Here is a 20,172-nt window from a genome sequence, read left to right as displayed (position 1 = left end):
CGTTGCTGACCCAGCAGGCGGCGACCACCGAGACGGCCGAGCGCAGGCAACTGGTCGACCAGGCTCAGCGGTTGATCGTGCGGAACGCCTACGTCGTGCCGGTTGTGGAGCTTCAGACCCAGCTCGGGGTGGCGAAGAAGGTGCACGACGTCGACTTCGATGCCTCCAGTCGGATCCAACTGCACGACACCTGGATCGGCTAGCGCATGCGCCGCTATGTGTTCAAACGCCTCGCGCAGGCCCTCGGGGTGCTGTGGGCGGCGTACACCGTCTCGTTCCTGGTGCTGAACTTCCTGCCCGGAGATCCGGTGTCGGCGATGGCCGGCGCCGGAGCGGACTCCGGACAGGTCGACCCGGCGCAGCTCGCCAGGCTCCGACACGAGTACGGCTTCGACAAGCCGGTGTTGGCGCAGTACGCCGACTACCTCGGCAGGGCGGTGCGCGGGGACTTCGGCGACTCGGTCTCCACCGGCCGTTCGGTGACCTCGACCCTGGGCAACGCACTCCCGCAGACCCTGACGTTGACCAGCACGGCGCTGTTGCTCGCGGTGCTCATCGGCGGCGGTCTCGCGGTGCTGGCGACATACACCTCGCGGCGGTGGCTGCGGCAACTGCTGCTGTCGTTGCCGCCGCTGGGCGTGTCGGTGCCGACCTTCTGGGTCGGGCTGCTGCTGGTCGAACTGTTCTCCTTCCGGCTGCGGTGGCTCCCGGCGTTCGGCAACGACGGATGGCGTGGCCTGGTGCTGCCGGCGTTGACGCTGGCGATCCCGACCGGCGCCCTGGTCGCGCAGGTGCTGGCCAAGAGCCTGCTCACGGCCCTGGATCAGGCATATGTGGAGACCGCGCGGGCCAAGGGCGCGGGCAGGCTGCGGATCCACCTGCGGCACGCTCTGCGCAACGCGTCGCTGCCGGCCCTGACGGTCGTCGGGCTGCTGGCCGGGCAGCTGATCGCGGGTTCGGTGGTCGTGGAGACCGTGTTCTCCCGCGACGGCGTGGGCCGGGTGACGGCCGCCGCGGTCACGGCCCAGGACATCCCGCTGGTCCAGGGAGTCGTGGTGTTCGGGGCACTGATCTTCGTGCTGGCCAACCTGCTCGTCGATCTCGTCTATCCGCTCCTCGACCCGCGGATCGTGGTGTCCTCCGGCAGGAAGGGGAGTTTCGCATGACCCGGCCCCTTGTCGACGATGTCGCCACCGGCGCCGCGCCCGGCCTGGCGCGACCGGTCGAACCGGACAACGACCCGAGTGCCGGGCCAGGTCTCGAACTGCGGCGCGTCCTGCGGTTCTTCCTGCGTCGGCCCGGCCTGCTGACATCGGTCCTCGTCGTGCTCCTCGTGGTGCTGGCCGCGTTCTGGCCGGGTCTGTTCACCTCGCAGGACCCGCTGCACGGGGTGCCTTCGCACAACTTCCGAAGCCCCAGCGGCGCACACTGGTTCGGCACCGACGAACTGGGACGCGACCTGTTCTCCCGGGTGGTGCACGGTGCGCAACTGTCGTTGAAGGCCACGCTGATCGCGGTGGCGGTCGCGTTCGTGGTCGGCGGTCTGCTCGGGCTGGTCGCCGGGTTCGTCGGCCGTTGGGTCGACGACGTGCTGATGCGCTTCGTCGACGTACTGCTGTCGATCCCGGCACTGTTCCTGTCCCTGGCACTGGTCACCGCGCTGGGCTACGGGACGGTGAAGGTCGCCGTCGCGGTCGGGGCCGCCAGCGTCGCCGCCTTCGCCCGGGTGACGCGCTCAGAGGTACTGCGCGTGCGGCAGGCGGTCTTCGTCGAGGCGTCCCGCTCGTGCGGGTCCCGCTGGTACTCGGTCCTCGGCCGGCACGTACTGCCCAATGCGGCAGGCCCCGTGATCGTCCTGGCCACCCTCGACTTCGGGACCTCCGTCCTGGCCGTGTCCTCGCTGAGCTTCCTCGGCTACGGGGCACCACCCCCCGCACCGGAATGGGGCACGTTGATCTCCGACGGCCGCAACTACCTGGCCAACGCGTGGTGGCTCACCGCTCTGCCCGGTCTGGCGATCGCCGCGACCGTACTGGCCACCAACCGCATCGCCCGAGCACTGGACGGCGAATGGTCCCGACAGCGATGACCGGCCCCATGGCGAACGACCCAGGAAGCGGTGAGAACGTGCCGAACACACCGGAACCACTGCTGGAGGTACGAGGGCTGTCGGTGTCGTACCGCACGCGCCGCGGCACGGTGGAGGCCGTGCGGAGCGTGGACCTCGACGTGTGGCCGGGCCAAGTGACCGCGGTGGTCGGTGAGTCAGGATCCGGCAAGAGCACGACCGCACATGCGATCATCCGGCTCCTGGCGGCGAACGGCGGCATCGACGCCGGTACGGTCCGCTTCGGCCGGCACGACCTCACCGCGCTGTCCGAACGTGAGCTGCGCACCGTACGCGGCGCACAGATCGGCCTGGTGCCCCAGGACCCCACGGTGTCACTCAACCCCGTCAAACGCATCGGCGAGCAGGTCGCGGAGGTGCTGCGCATCCACCGACTGGCGACCCGCCGCACCGCCCCGTCGGACGCGATCGCGATCCTGGAGCAGGCCGGGTTGCCCGACGCGGCCACCCGCGCCCGGCAGTACCCGCACGAACTGTCCGGCGGCATGCGGCAGCGTGCCCTGATCGCCGTCGCCATCGCCGGCAAACCCGAACTGATCATCGCGGACGAGCCGACCAGCGCACTCGACGTCACCGTGCAACGGGTCATCCTCGACCATCTGCAACACCTCACCGAGGAGTCCGGCACCGCGGTGCTGCTGGTGACCCACGACCTCGGCGTCGCCGCCGACCGGGCACAGCGGATCGTGGTCATGTCCGAGGGCCGGGTCGTCGAGGCCGGTCCGACCCGCGACATCCTCGACAACCCGCGGCACGAGTACACCCGGCGGCTGCTCGCCAGTGCGCCGAGCCTGGCCACGGCCCGCCCCCGCGCCACGGTCCGCGCACCGTCCGCTCCCGAGGCCGCGCCGCTGGTCGAAATCCACCACGCGGTCAAGGAGTTCCGGCTCCCGCACGCCGCGGGCTCGGCCCGCACCGTGCGCGCGGTCGACGACGTCAGCTTCACCCTCCACCGGGGCCGCACGCTGGCCCTGGTCGGCGAGTCCGGCTCCGGGAAGTCCACCACCGCCCGCCTGGTGCTCCGCCTGACCGACCCGTCCGCCGGGCGCATTGTGTTCGACGGCGCCGAAGTCACGACCGCACGCGGAGCACAGGCACGGCAGCTTCGCCGCCGGGCCCAGCTCGTCTACCAGAACCCGTACGCCTCGCTGGATCCCAGGTTCTCCATCGGCGAGGTGATCACCGAGCCGCTGCGCGCGTTCAAGGTCGGTGACCGTGCCACCCGGCTCGCGCGGGCCCGCCAACTGCTTGAGCGGGTGGCGCTGCCCGCCTCGATGCTGGAGCGCCGCCCGGCGGAGCTGTCCGGCGGTCAGCGGCAGCGCGTCGCGATCGCCCGCGCCTTGGCGCTCTCTCCGGACCTGGTGGTGTGCGACGAGCCGGTGTCCGCGCTCGACGTGTCCGTCCAGGCCCAGGTCCTCGACCTGCTCGCCGAACTGCAGGCCGACACCGGGGTGGCGTACCTGTTCATCTCGCACGACCTGGCCGTCGTACGCCAGATCGCGCACCAGGTCGCCGTCATGCGCTCCGGCCGTATCGTCGAGACGGGCACCGCCGAGCAGCTCTTCACCCGACCCCGCCACGCCTACACCCGCGAACTGCTCGCTGCGATCCCCGGCGGTCGTTACGCCACCGCCGCATCCGAGCCACCGAAAACGAAGGAGCACGCATGACCGTTCAGGACGCCACCGCTGACCTGGCCGCCTTCACCCGCGACTGGCAGGAATGGCACACCGGGCAGGAAGCACGCCTCGCCGACCCGCACGGCTTCCTCGCCATCACCGGCCTGCACTGGCTCGGTGACGAGCCGCAGCGCTTCCCGGACGCTCCGGGAGCCTGGTCGACCGGTGCCGACGGGGTCGTCGTGGTCCTCGACGACGGCGAGGAACTGGTCGTCGGCGGGACCTCCGTCCGCGGCGAGCACCGCTTCGGAGTGCTCCCTGAGCGCGGCGGAGTCGACGCGGTCTGGGGCGACGCCGTGATCGAGGTGGCCAAGCGCGGCGGACACGACATCGTCCGTCCCCGGCACCCGGACACCCCCCTGCGCACCGCTTTCACCGGCACACCCGCCTACGCACCGCATCCCCGCTGGGCGGTGACCGGCCGCTACACGGCCTTCGACGAGCCGCGACCGACGACCGTGGGCGCGGCGGTCGAGGGCCTTGAGCACGTGTACGACGCGCCGGGCCGGGTCGAGTTCGAGCTGGCCGGACGCCCCCTGGCGCTGACCGCGTTCCCCGGACGCACCCCGGGCAGCCTGCTGGTGCTGTTCACCGACGCGACCTCCGGTATCACCACCTACGCGGCCAACCGGGCCCTCGCCCTCGAACCGCCCGCCGCCGACGGCACGGTCGTCCTGGACTTCAACCGGGCGGCGAACCTGCCGTGCGCCTACACCGATCTGGCCACCTGCCCGCTGCCGCCGGCCGAGAACCGGCTGCCCGTGTCGATCGAGGCCGGGGAGAAGATCCCCCGCGAGCGGGGCGGGTCCTGAGCACCGACGCCACCGGGACGACCACGACCACGAGGGACGAACACCTCATGAGCATCCCCGCGATCAGCTCGCTGGCCTTTCTCACCCCGGGCAACTTCGCCGACGACGACCCGTACACCGGTCTGGAGGAGACGCTGCGACTGTTCGAGTACGGCGAACGGCTGGGCTACGACGGCTCCTGGATCCGGCAACGTCATCTTGAGCACGGAGTCGGCTCGGCCGCGGTCTTCCTCGCCGCGGCAGGCCAGCGCACCGAGCGGGTCGAGCTGGGGACAGCGGTCATACCGATCGGCTACGAGAACCCGTTCCGGCTCGCCGAGGACCTGGCACTGGCCGACGTACTGTCCCGCGGCCGACTACAGGCCGGCTTCAGCACCGGAATGCCGCACGCCGAACTCCTCGGCGACCTGGTGCACGACGGGGACTGGCGTGACCTCGACCTGTCCTACGGCAGGATCGCCCGCGTCATCGACCACCTGCGCGGCGACTACCTCGGCGCCCCGGACACGGTGATCCAGTCGCCCGGCAACACCCAACGGCCACGCCTTCAGCCGCACAACCCCGGCCTGTCGGACCGAGTCTGGTACGGCGGCGGCAGCCTGCGCTCGATCCGGTGGGCCGCCGAGCACGGCCTGAACCTGCTGAGCGGAAACATCGTCACCGGCGAGGGCACGGACGACTTCACCACGGCCCAGCTCACCTTGCTCACCGAGTACCGGCGCGCTCTCACCGAAGACCGGCCGACCCGGGTGGCGCTCGGCCGGGTGATCGTTCCGTTCGACAGCGCGGACGCGACCACCCGGGCCCGCTACCGGGAGTACGCGGCCGGCCGGCATGCCCGCACCCTGGCACCGCAGGGCCCGAAGCGGATCCTGTTCGCCCCGGACGTGGTGGGGACCGCGGACCAGATTCTGGAGCAACTGACCGCGGATCCCGTGGTCACGGCCGTCTCGGAGCTGCGCCTGGAACTGCCGTACGAGTTCCACCGGGACGACTACGAGCAGATCCTCCACGACGTACGGCACTTGATCGCACCGGAGTTGGGCTGGCAGCCCGACACCGCCTCCACGGCCGAGGCTCCGGGGTAGGGGAATGTGCCTGCCCCGGAGCCTGGTTCGGGGGTGGGTCAGGAGGCGTATGCCTCGAATTCGGAGAGTTGGGCGGCCGGCCAGCCGGTGTTGGCGGAGAAGGTCAGACGCACGTAGCGGCGGCTGGTGGCGGGGAAGGTGAGGGTGACGGTGTTGCCGGTCGCCGGGTTGAAGGTATAGGAGGTGGCGGCGACGATCGAGGTGTAGGTGTCGTTGTCGGTGCTGCCGGTGACCGCGATGGTCTGGGAGCGGGTGGCCCAGGCGGTGGCCGGCGGGAGCTTCAACACGATCCGTCCGACGTTGGTCGCCGAGCCGAGGTCCACGGTGACGGACTGCGGGAAGGCGTTGTTGGCCGACTCCCAGTAGGTGTTGGCGTTGCCGTCGACCGTGTTGCCTGAGCCGTAGGTCTGGGTGTGGCTGGTCTCGGTGGTCGGGCGGCCCTGGGCCAGGTTGGGGTTGGCGGACGTGCCCGTGCCGCTCAGCGCGACGCTCAGCGGGCTGTTCGCGTCGTTGCTGGGCACGCTGAGCATTCCGGTCCGGGTACCGGTGGCCGTCGGGGTGAAGGTGACGTTGACCGTGCACGACGCACCCGCCGCCAGCGTCGTCCCGCAAGTCTTGGTCTGGGCGAAGTCACCAGTGGTGGCGACCGTGCCCAGAGCGGCGGTGGCCGTGCCGTTGTTGGTGACCGTCACAGCCTGCGCCGGGCTGGTGCTGCCGACCACCCGGGAGGCGAAGGACAGGCTGGTCGGCGAGGCGGACAGGGAGACGCCGTTGGTGCCGACGCCGGTGAGACTGGCGGTGACCGGGCCGCCGGGGGCGGTGCTGGCCACGGTGAGCGTGCCGGTGCGGGTGCCGGTGGCGGTGGGCTTGAAGGTGACACTGACCGTGCAGGACGCGCCGGCGGCCAGCGAGGTGCCGCAGGTGTTGCTCTGGGCGTAGTCGCCGGTCACGGTGACCGATCCGATCGGAGCGGCGGACGTGTCGCCGTTGGTGACGGTGACGGTCTGCGCCGGGCTGGTGCCGCCGACCTCCCGAGCGGCGAAGGACAGCAGGCCGGGTGACCCGGACAGGCCGCCGGTGCTGCCGCCGCCACCGGGATAGATGTAGTTCGGGGCCGGCCAGTTTCCGGTGCACACCGTGGAGTTGAGGCTCCAGCCGGTGTTGCCGGTGCCGATGAGCTGCGGCACCCAACTCCCGCCCACGCAGCTGTGGATGGAGGTGCCCGCACCGATGTGGTCCGCGCGGACGTTGGTGAACGTCGCGGTGGCCCCTGACTGCACCTGGAGCATGTAGGTGCCGGTGCCGTCGATCTTCACGTTGTTGAAGTTGACGGTCTTGTTGGTGCCCTGGATGAACTGGACGGCGGAGTAGGAGCTGTCCAGGATGTCGGTGTCGGTGACGTTGATCGTGGCGTTGATCGACTCGTTCTCACCGTCGAACCACAGGGCGCCGATCCCGAAGTCCCAGTTGTAGTCGGCGTTCCCGGCGCGCAGCAGCGTGTTGCGCGCGACGGTGTGTGTGCCGGCCAGCGCGGTGCCGTAATTGGAGCTCACGTTGGTGTAGCGGTTGGCGACGTGGATGCCGCCGCCGTTGGTGAGGGTGTCACTGACGACGTTGTCGGTGATGCTGATGTCCCGGCCGCCGTAGGTGACGATGTTGTTGGCCAGGATCGGCGCGACCACGGTGTTGTGGTCGAAGGAGTTGTTGACGTTCGGCACGCGGTCGGCCCACATCGCCAGGCCGTCGTCCCCGGAGTTGCGGACGAAGGTGTTGGTGACCCGGGAGTTGGTGACGCCGGTGTGGAAGTTCACGCCGTCGGCGGTCTGGTCGAGGATGCGGCTGTTCTTGATGACGAAGTCGTCCATCGGACCGTCCATCCAGGCCCCGACCTTGGTGTGCTGCATCCAGACGTTGTCCACGACCGAGTCGGTCATGGCGCCGCCGATCGCGTTGACCTGATCTTCGTCCACCCGTTCGGTGATCTCGCCGATGATGGCGAAGTCCTTGAGGGTGACGTTGCGGCTCGGCCCGCCGGCCTTGTGCGGGCGGATGGTGCCGGTGTAGCCGCCGCCGGTGACGTACTTCCCGTAGATCCCGGCCGCGCGCTTGCGGTCGGTGGGGTGGCGGCCGGTGAGCACGCTGTACCAGGGGCCGGCGCCAGCGAGGGTCACGCCGTCGACGACGACGTGGTCCCACAGGGTGTACGTCCCCTCGGGGATCCAGACGACCTTGCCCTGGGCCTTGCCGGCGTCGACCGCGGCCTGGAAAGCGGCGGTCGAATCGGTGGTGCCGTTCCGAACGGCGCCGAAATCGTCGACCGACAGCGACCCGGTGGGACGGGCGACCGGGTTGGGGACCAGCTCGAAGTCGGCCAGGTCGACGGTGATCGCGATACCGCCGGTGGACTGGATCCGCACCTTGTCCCCGGCGGCGAGCGTGGACCCGAACATGGCCCGCGTCTCGTCGTAGAAGTGGTGGGGCTTGTCGCCCGGGGTGTTGGTGAACGGGTAGCCGCCGTAGAACCAGCCGTACCGGGAGGTGAGCGGCAGATCCTTGAGATGAGCGCCGTTGACGCGCAGGTCGGCGGTGGTGTTCTGGCCGGTCCCGGCGCTGCTGTCCGGAACGCTGTAGCGCACCGTCACCGCGTTGGCCGGCTTGGTGAGCGTGAACTCGACGTACTGGCCTGAGCCGCTGAGCGTGACCGCTCTGCGCCCGGACGCCTCTGACGGAAGACGGGTGTAGACCCGGTCGGAGCCGATCAACTGGCCCGTGGTGACGGCGTCTTCGGCCTCGATCTCCGTGAATGGCACGGTGGCACCGCGCCCCGGAAAGTCGAACGGGGACTCCGCGCGTATGGCGGTGGCCGCCGCGGCAGTGCCCGACACCGACGCCAGGCCCCCCGCGATCAACGCAACGATCGTCGCGAACGTCCAGGCACGTAACTTGCCGGTCTTCTTCATCAACGGACCCTTCCAGTGGAAAGGAGAAGAGCCGGACGTTCCGCGGTCATGAGGAAGCCTGGACCGCCGCTGCCCGACGGGATACCCACACCGTAAAATGATGACAGTGCTCCGTCAATATCCCGAACAAGTCACGCAAGTTTGCGACGTATTTCGGGATCCGCCGCCGGACCGCTGGCCAACGGACGTCATGCGACTACGCCGAAGCCCTGGGTGCCGCCCACTCGGTGTGACTGAGCGGGCGGCACCCTCAACCGGTCAGGACGGGTTCAGCTTGATGGCGAAGGTGTTGAAGATGGACCACACGTCGACCCAGCCGAGTCCGGTGGTGCATCCGGAGGCGCCGCAGCCGTAGCCGACACTGACGATGCCGTTGAGTTCCCGGCTGTTGGCGTCGTTGATGAAGATCACCGGGCCGCCGCTGTCGCCGCCCCTGCCGACGATTCCGCCGTTGTTGGGGACGCCGTAACTGCCCCACACGGTGGTGCCGTTGACGTTCCAGCTGGCGTTGCCCGCGTACACCGTGCGGATGTTGCAGACGACCTTGGAGTTGTAGCCGAGCTGGCAGGTGAAGTCGTTGACGGCGACGTTGCGGACGCCGTTGAGGTAACGGGTGTAGCCCGCGGCATCGGTGCCGTCCCAGGTGTAGCGGAGGGTGGGCGTCTCGATGAAGAGCGCGTCGATCGCGGGCAGGTCGTATTTCACCTGGCCGATGTAGTTGCCGCCGGCCGTGTAGACGTAGTCGTTGACGTTGTAGCAGTGGCCGGCCGTGACGAGCCACTGGCGGCCGTCCCAGGTGCTGACGGCGGGAATGCCACTGGTGCAGTTGGACTCCGCGCCGTACGCGGGTCCGAGGGCCGCTCCCGCGTAGAACGGCGAGGTGTCGTTCCAGCGGCTCAGGGGGCGCGACGGCGCCGCCTGGGTGACGCGGACCGAGGTGCCGCCGGCGGCGGAGCGTTCGGTGGCGACGGCGGGCGCCGCCAGGTACGCCTTCGCCGCCGCCGGATCGTCCACGGCCAGTTCGATCGCGCCGCCGTCGACCGACGTGCCCGCCAGCTCTACTTCGAAAGACAGCGCGGGGTCGGCGACGATCGCGTCGATCTCCTTCTTGAGCTGCTGACGGGACTTCTTGCCCTCAAGGACGTTGACGAGCCCGGTGTCCGCCTTGGGGTTGGCGCGGCGCACCGCGGCCAGGAAGCTGCGGCCTTGACTCACGTCGGTCAGGTAGACGTTGACCGAGCGGTAGTCGGAGGCCATCTCGACCTGCGTGTAGATGTCGGCGCGGTCCCCCTGTCCGACCTGGGCGATGGCGTCGGCCACCACTCTCAGCGGCTTGAGGACCTCGCCCTGCTTCGCCGGTGACATCGCGGCGACCTCTGCGACGGACAGCGGCCTCGGCGTGTCCGCGGCGGCGGACGCCGCCGTCAGCGGCAGCATGGAGAGGACCGCCGCGGCGGCGATGGTGGAGCGGATCACGTTCCTCATGAGCCCCCCAATCGGCCCCGCCTGTACGGAGCCTGTGTCGACACAGGGGACAATATTCAGGCACATGTCAGACCACTAGCGCTGGTTACGGACATCGTGGGTGTTCTCACCGCCCGGGTGGCCTGATTTCCAACTCCTCTCCGGCGCCCGCGCGTTCGGCGCCTACACATGCGACGCGGACGGCATCCACGGCATGTTCTACGACCCGTTCGCCTCATACGCGCACCAGACGCACGATCTGGACGCGACCGTGCACCGCGAGCTGGGTATGGACGAACTGCTGGAGCTGCTGGCGGCGGGGTGCATGGTCGTGGCGTCGGTCTCCAAGAAGATCCGCCGGCCGCAGCTCACGCCGCCGCGCCGCGGTGGTCGCCTGATCCTGGCGACCGGGCTGGACGACGGGCACATCGTGTTCCGCGACCCGTCCGGCCACACCCCGGACACCACGGCCGCCGCCCTGCCGGCCGAGCACTTCGCAACGTTCTTCGCGGGGCGCGGTATCTCGATCGACGTATCCCCGACTGGACCACGGCGGCCTCCGCCGCACGCGGCGATCCGGCGGGTAACGTCCTGAATCTCCCCCCACCTGGAAGAAGCCGCCCATGCTGCCCCTGTCCCTCGCCCACATCGCCCGCATCGTGAACGGCGAACTCCACGACGTACCGGACCCCGCCGCGTGCGTCAGCGCACCCCTGGTCTTCGACAGCCGCCAGACCGAGCCCGGCTCACTCTTCCTGGCGCTGACGGGCGAACACACCGACGGACACGCCTACGCCCACAGCGCCGTCGAACACGGCGCCGTCGCCGCGCTGACCACCCGGCCCGTCGGCGTCCCGGCCATCGTCGTCCCGCACGTCCTGGACGCGGCCGGACTCATCGCCCAGCACGTCATCGCCGACCTGACCGCCACCGTCGTCGCTGTGACCGGTTCGGCGGGCAAGACCTCCACGAAGGACCTGATCGCCCACCTGCTGGCCGCAGCCGGGCCCACCGTCGCCACCGCGCAGAGCTACAACAACGAGATCGGTCTGCCGGTCACCGCCTCCCGCGCCGACGCCGACACACGGTTCCTCGTACTGGAAATGGGTGCCCGCCACATCGGCGACATCGCATCCCTCGCCCGGCTCGCACCGCCCCAGGTCAGCGTCGTGCTCAACGTCGGCAGCGCCCACGTCGGCGAGTTCGGCGGCAAGGAGCAGATCGCCAAGGCCAAAGGAGAACTCGTCGAAGCCCTGGCCGACTCCGGACTCGCCGTCCTCAACGCGGACGACGCACTGGTACGGGCCATGGCCGACCGCACCACCGCCCGCATCGTCACCTTCGGCGTCGCCCCGGACGCCACGGTCCGCGCCGAGAACGTACACCTCGACGCCGACGGCCGGCCGCGCTTCGACCTCGTCACCCCCGAAGGCCGGGCCCGTGTCTCGATGCGGCTGCTCGGTGAGCACCAGGTATCCAACGCCCTCGCCGCTGCCGCCGTGGCCCGGGAAGCCGGCCTGTCCGTCGACCGGATCGCCGGGCTGCTGGGCGAGGCGACCGTCCAGTCCCGCTGGCGGATGGAGGTCACTACCCGCCCCGACGACGTGACCGTCGTCAACGACTCCTACAACGCCAACCCCGACGCCATGCGGGTCTCCCTGCGCGCGGTGGCCTCGATGGGAGGCGGCAAGGACCGGCGCACCCTGGCCGTCCTTGGCGAGATGCGCGAACTCGGCAACGAGTCACGCACCGCCCACGAACAGGTCGGCACCGCCGCCGGAACCCTCGGCTACGACCACGTCATCACCATCGGGGGAACCGAAGCACAGTGGATGGCGCAAGCCGCACACGCCGCCGGTGCGGGCACCAGCCATCACGTCCCGGACCAGGACGCCGCGCAGCACCTCCTGGACGGACTCCTGCGCCCGGGGGACATCGTGCTCTTCAAGGCCAGCCGCGGTGTCGGACTCGAAACCCTCGTCCAGAAGGTCCTCGAATCCGACACCGCGCCGGCCTCTCAGCGCGTGTTGGGCGCCGACTAGAGGGTCCTCACTCCCGATCCCAGGACGATGTTCATGGCCTGCCGAACCACCTCGGCAGGCTCGCCACCCGGCCCCATCGCCAGCAGCACATCACCCGGCCTGAGCACGGCGGCCAACCGAGCCGCCGTCCACTCCACGCCACCACCGTCCGGTTGCTCCTCGCGCACAACGAGGCCGACCGGTCGGCGTATCCGGGCGTGGCCCTCGGGTGAACCGGGTGGCATCCGCGTGACGGCAGGGGTCGGCGGCGGTAAGGCAAGGCAGTGTCCAACCCCGCCGAGCCGCCGCCGTCGCCCCCGGTCCGTGCCACGGGCACGTCCGTACCCGAGGGTCTGCGTGTTGCCGCCGCGTACGGATGGCGCGTGGTGGTGGTCGCCGTCGTCGTCCTCGGGGTCTTCTCCGTGCTCGGCCGCTTCCAGCAAATCGCCGTCGCCGTCTTCCTGGCGCTGATTGCCACGGCCGTGCTGCGGCCCACCGCCGGGCTGCTGGCCCGGACGCTGCCCCGCGCGCTCGCGGTCGGTCTGACGGTGATCGGCAGCATCGCGCTGGTTCTCGGTGTGTTCGCACTGGTCGGGGACGTGGTCGCAGGGCAGTGGACCACTCTGACGCAGGAGTTCCGCAGCGGGCTCACCCGGATCGGACACCTGCTGGAGCAGCCGCCGTTCCGGCTCTCCCCTCATGCCTTGACCGATTTCCAGTCCGAGCTGGGGCAACTCATCTCGTCCCACCGCTCCAAGGTCGTCAGTACCGCCCTCAGCGGCGCCGGCCGGGTGGTCGAGGTGTTCACCGTGCTGGCTCTCGCCGCGTTCTGCTCCGTCTTCTTCATCCACTCCGGGGAGCGATACTGGGTCTGGTTCTGTGCCGAGCTACCGGCGCGGTTCCGCGGCCGTACCTCCGTGGCGGGCCGGGCCGCGTGGCGGACCCTCAACGGCTACACCCACGGCGTGCTGCTGGTCGCCACGGTCAACGCGGTCCTCGTCGGCGTGGCGCTCACCCTGCTCGGCGTACCCCTCGCGCTGCCGCTGGCCCTGCTGGAGTTCTTCGCCGCGTTCGTCCCTCTGATCGGCTCCCCGATCGCCCTGGCCGTCGCGGTGGTGATCGCGCTCGCGTCCAAGGGCCCGTTGGTGGCGGGGATCGTGGTGGTACTCATCGTGGTCATCGGGCAGATCGAGGGCCATCTGCTGCAACCGCTGGTGATGAGCTGGGCCGTCCGACTTCACCCCGTCGTGGTTGCCCTCTCCGTGATCGGGGGCGCCATCACGGCTGGCGTCATCGGCGCGCTGGTGGCCGTTCCGCTGGTCGCCGTGGTCTGGTCGGTACGGCAGGCGCTGCGCGCCCCGGGGGCGGAAGGGGACACCCCGTCAGCACCCGGCCCCGACACCTCGTAGACCCGCTCGCGGAGAACAAGACCACCCCCAAAAGCCGTCCCACGCCGGAGGAAGACCACTCCCCGTGCGTGTGCCGCTCTGGTTCCTGTCCGCCGTTGCTGCCCGCTGTGCAGCCGTTCTCCGGTCACCCCGACGGGACAAAGCGCGCTCGGCGGGTTCTCCGTGACGCGCCCGGAGACGCTCGGCCGCGGACCTGCTCACCGTCTCGACTGGACGGCTGCCTCTCGTGCGTTCCAACACGCCCATAGCAACCTGGGGCACCACCCCAGCACCGGGAGCAGCGACCGAGCGGTATGGAAGCCGGCGCAGCCACCTCCGACCGCGACTATGCGATTCATGTGAGACACCGCTCCGGCCACTCCCGCCGGGTCACTCGTACGTGCGAGGGGTTCCTCGCTCGTCCACGACCCGCGTCGTTGGCGGAACCACCACCCGGCGGCCGCGGGCGATACTCGCGAAGACTGCGGTACCGATCAGCCCGACCGCCATGAGAATGAGGCCGATCACATTGAGGTTGGTGCCGTCAACCTCCCAATCCGTGGCGAACGTGAGGATCGCTCCCACGGCGATCAGGACGATGCACCCTCCCAGACCCATCGAATCTCTCCCTTCTGTGTGATGAAGCAACGCCCTGCGGGTACCCGCGACGGGAACCAGTACGCACAGCCGCAACGGCCCGAACACTCTCGCCCCGCCGCGCGCTCAGTCGGGCGGGGGCAGCAGGGGTCCGAGGGGGCCGAGGTCGAGTTGGAGGTCGTCCATGGTCAGGCCGTATCGCGCGCAGAGTGTTCCCATCCTGTCGTGCAGGGTCATCAGCGTCAGGCCGAGGCGTTCCTCCTGCTCCTCCGAGAGGTCACCGGTGTCGACCCGGTGGAGAGCCTGTCGTTCCATGAGTTGTCTCAACAGTTCGACCACGGTGAGCACGAGGCGGACCAGGTCCTGCTCGACCGTGTCGGGGTCGGTGGTGATCCGACGGGCCGGCCGCTGGGGCGCGGAGTCCGGTCCAGGGGTGTCCTGCGGCCTCGCGGGCAGCAGCCGGAAGGCACGCTCGGCGGCCTTCGCGACTTCGTCCCACCGGTCGGGCCCGGTGTCGCGCGACGCTTCCCTTCCAGGTTCCGGCGGCAGCGAGAAAGGCTTGGGGAGGGGGTCAGTCATCATCGGTTTCCCACGGTGAGCGGGCCTTCGGCCCGATGGACACGATGAGGGCGCGCAGGGAGATCCGTACGAGATCGATGTCGGCTATCGACAGGACGACGTCTCCCGTGAGCACGGCTCCGCCGCTGAGCAACCGGTCGAGCAGATCGATCAGAGCCACCTGCCGGTCGGGCAACGACCGCACTGGCTGGGGGGCATACGGGTCAGTCATGAGCCCGCGCTTCTCTGGTCCCCGGCGCTCGCGTCTCCGGACTCTCCCGGGTCCGCCAAGGAGCGGGGCGCGAAGGAGTACGGCGCCCACGGGCCGGTGACCTCGACCTGTACGCCGGCCAGGCCCTGAGCCGCCCCGGCCGCCGCCGTGCGGAAGTCCTCGGATGCCGCCAAGGACACGAGATAGGCGTCGTTGACGACGTTCTCACCCGGCCGGACCGCCAACTGCCCTTGCTGGACTCCGTGCCGGGCCCGGTCCGACGCGTACCGCCGTCCCGCTTCCTCGATCTTCTCGGCCGCCCGCGCTGCCAACGCGTAGAACTGCTCGCGGCCTTCGCGCTGGGCCCTGCGCCCCTTCAGATAGGCGCGCCCGGGGCTCCGGGACGCGCGCTCGGGGGCAGGCGCGGGGCCGGCGGCGCTCTTCGGCTGGACGTACACCTTGACGCCCCATTCCACGTGGTCGGACAGGCGGGAGAGGCCGTCCAGGAAGACCGCTCGTCCCCTGTCCAGGGCATCGACCACGCCCTCGTCGGCCAGGTAGATCGTCGCGAGTCGCAGCGGCAGGACAGTGGTCCTGGCCGCCAGTGCCTCGATCACGCCGTGGTGGGATCGCGCGGTCACCTCAAGCCAGTCCAGATCCTCCAGGTGCCGCTTCAGCGCGTCCTCGTCGAAGTCGGCCTGCGGGACGCTGCTCACGGCCGCCGTCAGATCGGGGTCGACACGGTCGTGGACCAATCGCACAGGGGCCGCCGCCACACCCGTCAGCGCGGCCACGGCCTCGTCAAGTCCGGCCGTGTCCAGGGCGATCGCGTACGCGTAGACGACACGGTCGCCGGACGGCGTCGGCCTGTTCATGGTCATGGGGCATCAGGCTCCTGGGAGCGTCGGCGCGCTCTGCCCTGTCGGCGCGGCAGTCGTTCCTGATCGGAGCGGGGCGCGCCGCGGGAGTCGCGGGAGCTTCGGGAGCCGCGGGAGCTTCTGGGAGCTTCCTCGACAACCTCCGCCTCCTCGCCCTCCTCGCCCTCCTCGCCCTCCGCGGCCTCCCCCGACTCATCCTCGACATCCTCCACCCGCTCCTCGACCTCCATGACCTCTCCCGGGACAACGTCGTCGTCCTCGGCGGCCGTCGGAATTCCTTCGCGTTCCCGCATTGCCTCGATCTGCGTCCGCAGCCGCCGGTTCTCCGCCGCGAGTGAGTCGTTGCGCGCCGAGGACGAGAGGGCCGGGTCGTGCTCCCACCAGTCGATGCCCATCTCCTTCGCCTTGTCGACGGAGGCGATCAGCAGCCGGAGTTTGATGGTGAGCAGTTCGATGTCGAGGAGGTTGATCTGGATGTCCCCGGCGATCACGATGCCCTTGTCCAGGACCCGTTCGAGGATGTCGGCGAGGTTGGCGGACGAATCGCGCCCGTACGGCGAGGGCGACGCACGCGAGGAGTAGTTCTGGAGACCGCGTGAACTGGGCTCGGACATGCCGTCACCTCGTCGGTCCAGGTGTGTCGGCACTGCCGTTCCAGTAGGCGCGGATCTCTTCGAGCCGGTCCAGGAGTTCGTCCTCCCGACGGTCGTACTCGGCCTCGTCGATCTCGCCGTTCAGCAACGCCCCTTCCAGAGCCGCCAGTTCGTTCTCGCACGGTGTCGGGTCGTAGTACTCGCGCTCGGCGGCCTCGACCGTCTTGGCCATGACCCACATGACCGATCTCACCGGCGCCAGCGGAAGCGCGACGATTTCCGTGAACAGACCCATGTCGATCACGTCTCCCAAGTCAGACGAAGCTGTACGGCGGCAGGGGCCCCCGGAGGCGGAAGGTGATCTCGTCCCCGAACTGGTGGGCCAGGCTCTGCTGCGCGGTCAGGAACTGCTCCTCTTCCTCTTCCTCGCCGACCAGGAACGAGGTCCCCAGGAAGGAGTCCGAGCCGCTGGAGTAGGAGACCTCGGCCCGTGCGTACGGGCGCAGCGCCTCCATCACACCTGCGGCCAGCGCCTTCTGACGGGCCTCCACTTCCTGGGACACCAGTTGCCCCAGGTTGAGGGGCGTGTCCGGACTGGCCGAACCTTCTCGAATGGCACTGGTCATCTGTCTGGCGGGTTCCGAATCGGCGAGGATGCTGCGCAGCAGGGCGTCCTCGTCCTGGGACACCTTCATGTGGTACTCGGCACAGCCCGCCAGGGTTTCGAGCCGCTCACGGTAGGTCTCGGCGTTGTCCGTGAGCGCGGCGCGTACGGCCTCGTCGTCCGGGGCGGTCAGGCCGAACCGGAAGGGCAGCACGGTCCCGTCGCGCATGAGCCGGTCCTGGACCCCCTGATGTGCGGTCAGGTCACGCCGCTTGGGGCGCAACTCCTCCGCCGCGTCACTGACGACCGCGGACAGGCCGGCGGCGGACACGATCCGCAGGGGACCGGGAGGGTCGCCGACGCCGGTGAGGTCGTCGAGCTTCAGTGGATGGTCGTCGGCGGTGATGGAGTAGACGTAGACGGGCATGGACTACTCACCGTCCCTGCGTGCGGCCCGGCGTGCCGGGCGCCGCCGTGCCGTCTCCCGACCGGACGGTTCGGGCTCGCGTTCGGGTTCGGATTCGACACGGGATTCGGGTTCCGCGCTGTCGCCTCGCCCTGCCTCGTCCGCACCGCCCTTGCGCTGCCCCAGGTTCTCACTGACTGCCTGGATGGCACCGGAGACCGCGCCCTTCGACTTCCCCTCGGCGCCGCCCTCGGTCACTTTGCCCATGACGTCAGGGAGTTGCGCGGGCGCCTTCCTGCCGGCTTCGAGGTCGAGTCGGTTGCACGCCTCGGCGAAGCGGAGGTACGTGTCCACGCTGGCGATCACGACCCGCGCGTCGATCTTGAGGATTTCGATGCCCACGAGGGAGACGCGCACAAAGGCGTCGATCACCAGGCCACGGTCAAGGATGAGGTCGAGGATGTCGTACAGGCTCCCGGAGGCTCCGCCTGGGGAGGCCGCGCCTCCGCCCCCTGTTTGAGGTACCACGGTCATGGTTCCTCCGTAGGTTGTCGGACGGCCCGGGAGGGCCGGGTGCAGCTGGTGGGCCCTTGTCTTCGGCGGCCGGCGTGATTACCCCCTGCTCTCGGTCTGCGCCCTGGTGTACCGACGGGTGCGTTCGTAGGAGAGCAGGCCGCCCCCGTCGTCCAGGGTGACCCGGTAGCTGGCCAGCACACTCGTGGTGTCCGGGACGCGTGCCACTTCCACGACCTCCACGTCGGCCTCCCAGCCGTCGTCGCTCGGCCGCACTGCGGACACGGACTCGGGAGCCCGCCCGAGGAGCGCCTGCAACTGCTCGACGGCGGAACGCATCACCTCTACGGGGGTGGCCCGCACGTCACCCGCACCGCCACCGTCGTCAGCACCGGCACCGGCGCCGCCGTTCCTGGCATCACCGTCCGCCTGCACCATCGCTCTTCCTCTGATCGGAATACGCTTGACAAATACGTACTTTTTCAGCATAGAGGGGCATTCGCGTATGAAGAGGATGAATCAGACAGTCTTTACACGTTGACCTGGCGGAACTCCCCGGTCACACCGTGTAGACGCCGGGTGTCACCGTCCCGCGCGGAAGGACAGCTCATGAACAACACGAACAAACTCGCTCTCGCCGCGGCGCTCGGGGGTGGATACGTCTTGGGCCGCACCAAAAAAGGGAAAGCTGGCGTTCACCATCGCGACCTATGTGGCGGGCCGCCGTTTCGGGCTCGACCCCCGTCAGCTGGTGGCCGAGGGTGCACGACGGCTGGGGGATGTCCCGCAGGTCAACGAGTTGAACGAGCAGATGCGCGGCGAACTGCTCGACGCCGGCCGCCAGGCCGTCGCGGCAGCCACGGACCGCAAGCTCGCCGACCTCGCCGACTCCCTCCACGAGCGCACGCTGCGCCTGACGGAAGACGAACAAGGTCCGGATGCCTCAGCGGCTGCGGAATCCGACGACGAGCAGGAAGACAAGAAGGAAGGCAAGAAGCAGGAAGACGACAGGCCGGAAGGCTACAAGCAGGAAGGCGACAAGCAGGAACAAAGTGCGAAAGGGCGCTCCAAGACGAGCGCGACAGCGACAACCCGAGGACACACGCGGGAGACGAGCACATCGGGGAAGAAGACGTCGCCGGCCAAGCGTCAGGGCACCTCCACGACTTCCCGTACGACCGCCCCTCCGCAACGACGGAAGAAGACAGCCGCGAGCAAGGCCGGCAGCCCCCCTGCCAAGAAGTCCACGGCGCGCAAGCAGTCCACGACCACGAAGGCGAAGACGTCCTCCCGGACCGCACGGGAGAGGTGAACCATGACCGAGACCAAGGACGACAACAGGACCCGCGACGAAACCCCGGGACTCGACCTCCTCAAGGAGGAGCTGGTCCGGTACCTCGGCGCACGCATGGACCACACGCTCGCCAAGGCGGGAGACTCACTGACCGGCGCCACCGGCCAACTCCTGGACATCGCCGAGAACGGTGGTGCTCTCCCCAAGGCGGCGACGCGCATCCTCGGAGGCGAGTCACCTCTCAAGGCCATCGCGGGAGAGAAGCTGAAGGGCCTCATGGGCGGCCTGCTGGGGAAGACCCGCGAAGCGCTGGGCGGCAAGGGCGGTGGCCGGTCGGGAACCACCAAGGTCACCAGCATCATCGAGAGCCTGGACGTCGGCCTCCCCATCCGGGCGGTGTACGACCACTGGACGGAGTACGAGAAGTTCAGCGGCTTCACCAAGGGTGTGCGCCACGTTTCGCAGGAGGACGAGATCACGACCAACTGGAAGGCCAAAGTCGGTCCCTCCACGCGTGGTTGGAAGGCGACCATCACGGAGCAGGTCCCGGACGAACGCGTGGCGTGGACGTCCGAGGGCGCCAAGGGGACCACCCACGGCTGCGTCAGCTTCCACGAGTTGACGCCCACGCTCACCAGGGTCGTGCTGGTGGTGGAGTACTACCCCTCGGGGTTCTTCGAGAAGACGGGCAACTTGTGGCGGGCCCAAGGCAGGCGCCTCCGCCTGGACTTCAAGCACTTCCAGCGGTACGCGACCCTCACCAGCGAGGAGGCCGAGGGCTGGCGCGGCGAGATCAGGGACGGTGAAGTCGTCCGCACCCACGAGGAGGCCGTCGAAGAGGAGGAAGCCGAGGCCGAGGACGCCGACGAGGATGACCAGGTCGAAGACGACGCCTACGCCGACGAGGACGAGGTCCAGGACGTCGAAGAGGAGTACGACGAGGAGGAGGTCGGCCAACGCTGAAGACGGCGTCGGGCC

21 protein-coding genes and 1 pseudogene are annotated in these 20,172 nt (G+C 69.5%); 11 read left to right on the top strand and 11 right to left on the bottom strand.

Annotated features, from left to right (window positions below):
* From ACFVT5_RS39105 to ACFVT5_RS39080, 6 genes and pseudogenes are all read left to right on the top strand, one after another.
* Positions 1 to 203, top strand: a pseudogene (locus ACFVT5_RS39105) (ABC transporter substrate-binding protein); the annotation flags it as partial.
* A 3-nt stretch (positions 204 to 206) separates the two neighbouring features.
* Positions 207 to 1,166, top strand: a complete 960-nt coding sequence (locus ACFVT5_RS39100; RefSeq protein ID WP_389898371.1) for an ABC transporter permease — start codon at positions 207 to 209, stop codon at positions 1,164 to 1,166.
* Positions 1,163 to 2,089: an ABC transporter permease gene (locus tag ACFVT5_RS39095; RefSeq protein WP_389898369.1), complete on the top strand. Its 927-nt coding sequence runs from the start codon at positions 1,163 to 1,165 to the stop codon at positions 2,087 to 2,089. Before ACFVT5_RS39100 ends, ACFVT5_RS39095 begins: the two co-directional genes overlap by 4 nt.
* The gene (locus ACFVT5_RS39090; protein WP_389898367.1) at positions 2,086 to 3,798 is read left to right on the top strand and encodes a dipeptide ABC transporter ATP-binding protein; all 1,713 of its coding nucleotides are present in this window, start codon (positions 2,086 to 2,088) and stop codon (positions 3,796 to 3,798) included. The genes ACFVT5_RS39095 and ACFVT5_RS39090 overlap by 4 nt, the downstream gene beginning before the upstream one ends.
* Positions 3,795 to 4,619 (top strand): DUF1684 domain-containing protein, encoded by an 825-nt coding sequence (locus ACFVT5_RS39085; RefSeq protein ID WP_389898365.1) that lies wholly within the window; start codon positions 3,795 to 3,797, stop codon positions 4,617 to 4,619. The genes ACFVT5_RS39090 and ACFVT5_RS39085 overlap by 4 nt, the downstream gene beginning before the upstream one ends.
* Before the next feature lie 47 nt (positions 4,620 to 4,666).
* On the top strand, positions 4,667 to 5,707 hold the full coding sequence (locus ACFVT5_RS39080) for an LLM class flavin-dependent oxidoreductase (RefSeq protein ID WP_389898363.1): 1,041 nt from the start codon (positions 4,667 to 4,669) through the stop codon (positions 5,705 to 5,707).
* Between the two features lie 38 nt (positions 5,708 to 5,745).
* Here the strand turns inward: ACFVT5_RS39080 and ACFVT5_RS39075 are convergent, their stop codons facing one another.
* On the bottom strand, positions 5,746 to 8,667 hold the full coding sequence (locus tag ACFVT5_RS39075) for a choice-of-anchor D domain-containing protein (protein WP_389898361.1): 2,922 nt from the start codon (positions 8,665 to 8,667) through the stop codon (positions 5,746 to 5,748).
* Between the two features lie 258 nt (positions 8,668 to 8,925).
* Positions 8,926 to 10,152 carry a hypothetical protein gene (locus tag ACFVT5_RS39070; RefSeq protein ID WP_389898359.1) on the bottom strand — a complete coding sequence of 409 codons (1,227 nt, stop codon included), beginning with the start codon at positions 10,150 to 10,152 and terminating at the stop codon, positions 8,926 to 8,928.
* A 100-nt stretch (positions 10,153 to 10,252) separates the two neighbouring features.
* Here ACFVT5_RS39070 and ACFVT5_RS39065 point away from each other — a divergent pair, with 100 nt between their 5' ends.
* From ACFVT5_RS39065 to ACFVT5_RS39055, 3 genes are all read left to right on the top strand, one after another.
* Positions 10,253 to 10,726, top strand: coding sequence for a peptidase (locus tag ACFVT5_RS39065; RefSeq protein WP_389898357.1), 474 nt, complete (start codon positions 10,253 to 10,255; stop codon positions 10,724 to 10,726).
* Between the two features lie 28 nt (positions 10,727 to 10,754).
* Entirely contained in the window at positions 10,755 to 12,173 is a 1,419-nt protein-coding gene (murF, locus tag ACFVT5_RS39060; RefSeq protein WP_389898355.1) for a UDP-N-acetylmuramoyl-tripeptide--D-alanyl-D-alanine ligase, read from the top strand.
* 263 nt (positions 12,174 to 12,436) lie between these two features.
* Positions 12,437 to 13,561 carry an AI-2E family transporter gene (locus ACFVT5_RS39055; RefSeq protein ID WP_389898353.1) on the top strand — a complete coding sequence of 375 codons (1,125 nt, stop codon included), beginning with the start codon at positions 12,437 to 12,439 and terminating at the stop codon, positions 13,559 to 13,561.
* 369 nt (positions 13,562 to 13,930) lie between these two features.
* Here the strand turns inward: ACFVT5_RS39055 and ACFVT5_RS39050 are convergent, their stop codons facing one another.
* The 9 genes from ACFVT5_RS39050 to ACFVT5_RS39010 all read right to left on the bottom strand — a co-directional run bounded on the left by ACFVT5_RS39050 (position 13,931) and on the right by ACFVT5_RS39010 (position 18,338).
* The gene (locus tag ACFVT5_RS39050) at positions 13,931 to 14,158 is read right to left on the bottom strand and encodes a DUF6458 family protein (RefSeq protein ID WP_389898351.1); all 228 of its coding nucleotides are present in this window, start codon (positions 14,156 to 14,158) and stop codon (positions 13,931 to 13,933) included.
* 105 nt (positions 14,159 to 14,263) lie between these two features.
* On the bottom strand, positions 14,264 to 14,719 hold the full coding sequence (locus tag ACFVT5_RS39045; RefSeq protein ID WP_389898348.1) for a gas vesicle protein K: 456 nt from the start codon (positions 14,717 to 14,719) through the stop codon (positions 14,264 to 14,266).
* Complete coding sequence (locus tag ACFVT5_RS39040) at positions 14,709 to 14,927, bottom strand: gas vesicle protein (RefSeq protein WP_389898345.1); 219 nt, start codon at positions 14,925 to 14,927, stop codon at positions 14,709 to 14,711. Before ACFVT5_RS39040 ends, ACFVT5_RS39045 begins: the two co-directional genes overlap by 11 nt.
* On the bottom strand, positions 14,924 to 15,787 hold the full coding sequence (locus tag ACFVT5_RS39035) for a GvpL/GvpF family gas vesicle protein (RefSeq protein ID WP_389898342.1): 864 nt from the start codon (positions 15,785 to 15,787) through the stop codon (positions 14,924 to 14,926). Before ACFVT5_RS39035 ends, ACFVT5_RS39040 begins: the two co-directional genes overlap by 4 nt.
* Positions 15,784 to 16,398 carry a gas vesicle protein gene (locus tag ACFVT5_RS39030; protein WP_389898340.1) on the bottom strand — a complete coding sequence of 205 codons (615 nt, stop codon included), beginning with the start codon at positions 16,396 to 16,398 and terminating at the stop codon, positions 15,784 to 15,786. The genes ACFVT5_RS39035 and ACFVT5_RS39030 overlap by 4 nt, the downstream gene beginning before the upstream one ends.
* 4 nt (positions 16,399 to 16,402) lie before the next feature.
* Positions 16,403 to 16,672, bottom strand: coding sequence for a gas vesicle protein GvpG (locus ACFVT5_RS39025; protein ID WP_389898390.1), 270 nt, complete (start codon positions 16,670 to 16,672; stop codon positions 16,403 to 16,405).
* A 19-nt stretch (positions 16,673 to 16,691) separates the two neighbouring features.
* Entirely contained in the window at positions 16,692 to 17,408 is a 717-nt protein-coding gene (locus ACFVT5_RS39020; protein ID WP_389898338.1) for a GvpL/GvpF family gas vesicle protein, read from the bottom strand.
* A 3-nt stretch (positions 17,409 to 17,411) separates the two neighbouring features.
* Positions 17,412 to 17,921: a gas vesicle protein GvpJ gene (gvpJ, locus tag ACFVT5_RS39015; RefSeq protein ID WP_389898336.1), complete on the bottom strand. Its 510-nt coding sequence runs from the start codon at positions 17,919 to 17,921 to the stop codon at positions 17,412 to 17,414.
* A 78-nt stretch (positions 17,922 to 17,999) separates the two neighbouring features.
* A complete protein-coding gene (locus ACFVT5_RS39010; RefSeq protein WP_389898334.1) occupies positions 18,000 to 18,338 on the bottom strand; it encodes a gas vesicle protein in 339 nt (112 codons plus the stop codon).
* 214 nt (positions 18,339 to 18,552) lie between these two features.
* On the opposite strand from ACFVT5_RS39010, the gene ACFVT5_RS39005 reads away from it, so the two are divergent.
* Both ACFVT5_RS39005 and ACFVT5_RS39000 read left to right on the top strand, forming a co-directional pair.
* Positions 18,553 to 19,212: a histone protein gene (locus ACFVT5_RS39005; RefSeq protein ID WP_389898332.1), complete on the top strand. Its 660-nt coding sequence runs from the start codon at positions 18,553 to 18,555 to the stop codon at positions 19,210 to 19,212.
* A 3-nt stretch (positions 19,213 to 19,215) separates the two neighbouring features.
* Positions 19,216 to 20,157, top strand: a complete 942-nt coding sequence (locus ACFVT5_RS39000; RefSeq protein ID WP_389898330.1) for an SRPBCC family protein — start codon at positions 19,216 to 19,218, stop codon at positions 20,155 to 20,157.
* The last annotated feature ends 15 nt before the right edge of the window (positions 20,158 to 20,172 follow it).

Source organism: Streptomyces sp. NPDC058001 (genome assembly GCF_042886315.1).
Taxonomy (GTDB): Bacteria; Actinomycetota; Actinomycetes; order Streptomycetales; family Streptomycetaceae; genus Streptomyces.
This window is presented reverse-complemented; position numbering and strand designations above follow the sequence as displayed.

What these genes read in the sequence shown, in the direction of transcription:
- ACFVT5_RS39045 (WP_389898348.1), bottom strand. Translation starts at nt 14,719, where the DNA reads ATGATGACTGACCCCCTCCCCAAGCCTTTCTCGCTGCCGCCGGAACCT.
- ACFVT5_RS39075 (WP_389898361.1), bottom strand. Translation starts at nt 8,667, where the DNA reads ATGAAGAAGACCGGCAAGTTACGTGCCTGGACGTTCGCGACGATCGTT.
- ACFVT5_RS39080 (WP_389898363.1), top strand. Translation starts at nt 4,667, where the DNA reads ATGAGCATCCCCGCGATCAGCTCGCTGGCCTTTCTCACCCCGGGCAAC.
- ACFVT5_RS39100 (WP_389898371.1), top strand. Translation starts at nt 207, where the DNA reads ATGCGCCGCTATGTGTTCAAACGCCTCGCGCAGGCCCTCGGGGTGCTG.
- gvpJ (WP_389898336.1), bottom strand. Translation starts at nt 17,921, where the DNA reads ATGACCGTGGTACCTCAAACAGGGGGCGGAGGCGCGGCCTCCCCAGGC.
- ACFVT5_RS39040 (WP_389898345.1), bottom strand. Translation starts at nt 14,927, where the DNA reads ATGACTGACCCGTATGCCCCCCAGCCAGTGCGGTCGTTGCCCGACCGG.
- ACFVT5_RS39085 (WP_389898365.1), top strand. Translation starts at nt 3,795, where the DNA reads ATGACCGTTCAGGACGCCACCGCTGACCTGGCCGCCTTCACCCGCGAC.
- ACFVT5_RS39025 (WP_389898390.1), bottom strand. Translation starts at nt 16,672, where the DNA reads ATGGGTCTGTTCACGGAAATCGTCGCGCTTCCGCTGGCGCCGGTGAGA.
- ACFVT5_RS39090 (WP_389898367.1), top strand. Translation starts at nt 2,086, where the DNA reads ATGACCGGCCCCATGGCGAACGACCCAGGAAGCGGTGAGAACGTGCCG.
- ACFVT5_RS39035 (WP_389898342.1), bottom strand. Translation starts at nt 15,787, where the DNA reads ATGACCATGAACAGGCCGACGCCGTCCGGCGACCGTGTCGTCTACGCG.
- ACFVT5_RS39020 (WP_389898338.1), bottom strand. Translation starts at nt 17,408, where the DNA reads ATGCCCGTCTACGTCTACTCCATCACCGCCGACGACCATCCACTGAAG.
- ACFVT5_RS39070 (WP_389898359.1), bottom strand. Translation starts at nt 10,152, where the DNA reads ATGAGGAACGTGATCCGCTCCACCATCGCCGCCGCGGCGGTCCTCTCC.
- ACFVT5_RS39000 (WP_389898330.1), top strand. Translation starts at nt 19,216, where the DNA reads ATGACCGAGACCAAGGACGACAACAGGACCCGCGACGAAACCCCGGGA.
- ACFVT5_RS39095 (WP_389898369.1), top strand. Translation starts at nt 1,163, where the DNA reads ATGACCCGGCCCCTTGTCGACGATGTCGCCACCGGCGCCGCGCCCGGC.
- ACFVT5_RS39010 (WP_389898334.1), bottom strand. Translation starts at nt 18,338, where the DNA reads ATGGTGCAGGCGGACGGTGATGCCAGGAACGGCGGCGCCGGTGCCGGT.
- murF (WP_389898355.1), top strand. Translation starts at nt 10,755, where the DNA reads ATGCTGCCCCTGTCCCTCGCCCACATCGCCCGCATCGTGAACGGCGAA.
- ACFVT5_RS39030 (WP_389898340.1), bottom strand. Translation starts at nt 16,398, where the DNA reads ATGTCCGAGCCCAGTTCACGCGGTCTCCAGAACTACTCCTCGCGTGCG.
- ACFVT5_RS39050 (WP_389898351.1), bottom strand. Translation starts at nt 14,158, where the DNA reads ATGGGTCTGGGAGGGTGCATCGTCCTGATCGCCGTGGGAGCGATCCTC.